The following is a 1,196-nucleotide window of genomic DNA, read 5'->3' on the forward strand; positions in this document are numbered from 1 at the left end:
TTCGCCTTCATCCGCTCGTAGTTGGACTCGGTGTCGTTGGACTTCGCGAACCCGACCCCGATGCCCTTGGAGATGTCCCGGGTACCGAGGTTGGTCGTCATGATGATGACCGTGTTCTTGAAGTCGACCACCCGGCCCTGGGCGTCGGTCAGACGACCGTCCTCCAGGATCTGCAGCAGCGAGTTGAAGATGTCGGGGTGAGCCTTCTCGATCTCGTCGAACAGCACCACGGAGAACGGCTTGCGCCGCACCTTCTCGGTGAGCTGACCACCCTCCTCGTAACCGACGTAACCGGGAGGCGAACCGAACAGCCTGGAGACGGTGTGCTTCTCCATGAACTCCGACATGTCCAGACTGATCAGCGCATCCTCGTCACCGAAGAGGAACTCCGCCAGAGCCTTGGACAGCTCGGTCTTACCGACCCCCGAGGGACCGGCGAAGATGAACGAGCCACCGGGACGACGCGGGTCCTTCAGACCGGCGCGCGTACGCCGGATCGAACGCGACAGACCCTTGATGGCGTCGTCCTGACCGATGATCCGCTTGTGGAGCTCGTCCTCCATACGGAGCAGACGCTGCGACTCCTCCTCGGTCAGCTTGAAGACCGGAATACCGGTGGCGGTCGCCAGAACCTCGGCGATCAGCTCCTGGGTGACCTCGGCCACGACGTCCATGTCGCCGGCCTTCCACTCCTTCTCCCGCCGCTCGCGCTTGAGCTGGAGCTGCTTCTCCTGGTCGCGGAGGGCAGCGGCCTTCTCGAAGTCCTGCGCGTCGATCGCGGACTCCTTGTCGCGACGGACGTTGGCGATCTTCTCGTCGTACTCGCGCAGGTCCGGCGGCGCGGTCATCCTGCGGATACGCATCCGGGAACCGGCCTCGTCGATGAGGTCGATCGCCTTGTCGGGCAGGTAGCGGTCGCTGATGTAGCGGTCGGCCAGCTGCGCGGCGGCGACCAGCGCGTCGTCGGTGATGGACACGCGGTGGTGCGCCTCGTAGCGGTCGCGCAGACCCTTGAGGATCTCGATCGTGTGGCTGAGTGAGGGCTCGGCCACCTGGATCGGCTGGAAGCGCCGCTCCAGCGCCGCGTCCTTCTCCAGGTACTTGCGGTACTCGTCGAGCGTGGTCGCGCCGATCGTCTGCAGCTCGCCGCGGGCCAGCATCGGCTTGAGGATGCTGGCGGCGTCGATCGCGCCCTC

The 1,196-nt window shown here is 65.4% G+C and carries 1 protein-coding gene; it reads right to left on the minus strand.

Annotated features, from left to right (window positions below):
* Positions 1 to 1,196, minus strand: a 1,196-nt coding sequence (locus tag AB0I79_RS63310; RefSeq protein WP_357896396.1) for an AAA family ATPase, incomplete at both ends; no start/stop codon positions are given.

This window comes from Nonomuraea sp. NPDC050202 (assembly GCF_040656115.1).
Lineage (GTDB): Bacteria > Actinomycetota > Actinomycetes > Streptosporangiales > Streptosporangiaceae > Nonomuraea.